This window comes from Pseudoalteromonas sp. SR45-5, from assembly GCF_014163565.1.
Lineage (GTDB): Bacteria > Pseudomonadota > Gammaproteobacteria > Enterobacterales > Alteromonadaceae > Pseudoalteromonas > Pseudoalteromonas distincta.
Genome location: NZ_JACJDN010000546.1, coordinates 1 through 2,690, shown reverse-complemented (window position 1 = coordinate 2,690; position 2,690 = coordinate 1). Strand labels below are relative to the sequence as shown.

The window sequence follows — 2,690 nt, the reverse complement described above, 5'->3', positions numbered from 1 at the left end:
CTTACGCCATGCTAAGTAACGCACTGCCAAGTAATAAAATGGGCGTTTACATGGGTATTTTTAATTTTTTTATAGTTATACCTCAGTTACTTGCCGCCAGCATTTTAGGGCTCATTTTACGCCACGTATTTTCTAATCAGCCTATTTACGCATTGTTAATTGGTGCAGCCTCGTTCGTTGTCGCTGCCGTTGCGGTAATGCGCGTTAAAAATTCAAATTAAGGACACACAATGAAAAAATATAACCTTATAACCGCCTCACTTTTAACGTTAGGTTTAACCGCTTGCGGCGCTCAAAACACAAGCACAACTAACGAAAGTACCACAGCACAGGTTACATCAGCACCAGGCGCCCCAGGCACAGAGCCTTTTTGGGCTTATGCGGGTAAAACAGGTATTGGCACGTCATACGAGCAATACCAAAACGGCCAATACAGTGATTCAGCTGCAACGGGCGATGTATCTAAGGTGTGGTTTTCAATTGCTAAAGGTATGATCACCGAAACCATGTTTGGGCTTATTCACCAAGCTCAAATAAAAGACATGCAATTTATAGTAACAGGTAAAGACTTTACCGTTAGTGAAGCTGATGATTTAGATGTCACCATTGATTACTTACATAAAGATGCACAAGGTCGCCCATTATCGCTTGCCTACAAAGTAACTAGCACTGATAAACAAGGGCGCTTTAGCCTAGAAAAACACATTTTTACTGACCCAGATGGGCAAACATTATTTGTACGCAGTGTATTTAACACTGAGCTTGAAGGGCTAAAAGCATATGTGTCTGTTAATCCGTATATTAATAATAACGGGCTAGGTGACTTCGCTAAAACGACTGAGCAAGGCCTTGTCGCATGGGAAGACGATAACTATTTATCACTTCAATCAGCGACCTCATTTAAAGATAAAACAGTGGGCTTTACCGGTGAAAGCGATGGTATTAACGCACTTAAAACTACGCAATCTATAAATACACAATACACAAATACCGGCGATACAGCAGGTAATGTAAGCTTGCTTGCAGAGCTTGGCGACATAAGCGCGAATACCACCTTTGATTTAGCACTTAGTTTTGGTAAAACGCAGCAGCAAAGTATAAAGCAAGGCGAAAAAAGCTTAGCAAAAGGGTACCAAGCGGTGCTTGATCACTATAACGGTAAAGGTGAAGCGCTAGGCTGGGAAGATTACCTACAAAGTCTCAAACCGCTCAATAAAATGATTGAACAAACAGCCGATAACGGTAAGCTTTTATACACCAGCGCCATGGTTCTAAAAGCACAAGAAGATAAAACACACGCAGGGGCATTAATTGCTTCTCTATCTAATCCATGGGGCGAAACGGTTTCGGCTAAAGAGGGCTCTACTGGCTATAAAGCAGTATGGGTGCGCGACTTTTATCAAGTAGCCATGGCCTTTATGGCACTCGGCGATACAGCCACAGCAAAAACAGCGTTTGAATACCTTGAAAAAGTGCAAGTAAATAGCAAAACACCAGGTAATAAAGGCGATACAGGCTGGTTTTTACAAAAAACGCACGTAGATGGTGAGCTTGAATGGGTCGGCGTACAGCTTGACCAAACAGCTATGCCTATTATGCTTGCTTGGAAGTTACATAAAGCCAATGTACTTAGTGATGAAGAGCTAAAAAGCTGGTACGGAAAAATGTTAAAACCCGCGGCTGATTTTTTGGTTGATGGCGGCCTTGCTAAAATTTTATGGAACGACACGCAAATTACACCACCGGCAACCCAACAAGAGCGTTGGGAAGAGCAAAGCGGTTATTCGCCTTCGACTACTGCAGCAATAGTCGCTGGCCTTATTACAGCCAGTGATATTGCAACACTAAGTGGCGATGATACAAACGCAAAGCGCTACTTAGATACAGCTAAAAAATACAGCAGCGATATTGAATCGCAAATGTTTACCACTAAAGGTAACTTAAAAGGCGAGAATAGCGATGGCGAATACTTTATTCGTATAGGCCAAGATACCGATGCAAACTCAAACACTAAAATTAACGCTAATAATGGCCGCGAAGGGTTTAATAAAAAGCAAATTTTAGATGGCGGTTTTTTAGAGCTAGTACGCTATGGCGTACGCGGTGCAAATGATGAAAGCATCGTTAAAACACTACCTGAGTACGATGACGAAACACTAGAAGATAACCTACAAGTTAAATACAGCTTTAGCTTTGACGACGGCAGCGGCACATTTGCAGGCTACCGCCGCTATGGTAATGATGGCTACGGCGAAGATGAAGTAACGGGCACAAACTATGCCGAGGGTGGCAGTAATACACCAGGCCAACGTGGTCGTGTATGGCCGTTTTTCACAGGTGAACGTGGCCACTATGAAATAGCAGCAGCTAACGCAAACAACGCCTTTGATGATGCTAAACAAGCGCAAATTAAAAATAGTTATGTTAAAGGTTTGGAGCAATTTGCCAATAAAGGGCTAATGCTACCAGAGCAAGTATGGGATGGTGTAGGTGTAAATAAAGCTGGTCATGCTTTAGGCGAGGGCACAAACTCAGCAACGCCACTTGCATGGACACATGCAGAATACATTAAGCTTGTACGCTCACTCAGTGATAAACAAGTATGGGATTATTATCCAGTGGTTGGCGAGTCACTTAATTAGTTGTCTTAAAATCACACAAAAAAAGTTCCTAATTAGGAACTTTTTTTC

At 42.4% G+C, this 2,690-nt stretch carries 1 protein-coding gene and 1 pseudogene; both read left to right on the top strand.

What is annotated here, in order from left to right:
• Positions 1-221 (top strand): annotated as a pseudogene (locus H5072_RS16310) (MFS transporter); the annotation flags it as partial.
• 9 nt (positions 222-230) lie between these two features.
• Complete coding sequence (locus tag H5072_RS16305) at positions 231-2,642, top strand: glycoside hydrolase family 15 protein (RefSeq protein WP_182694125.1); 2,412 nt, start codon at positions 231-233, stop codon at positions 2,640-2,642.
• Positions 2,643-2,690 lie beyond the last annotated feature (48 nt).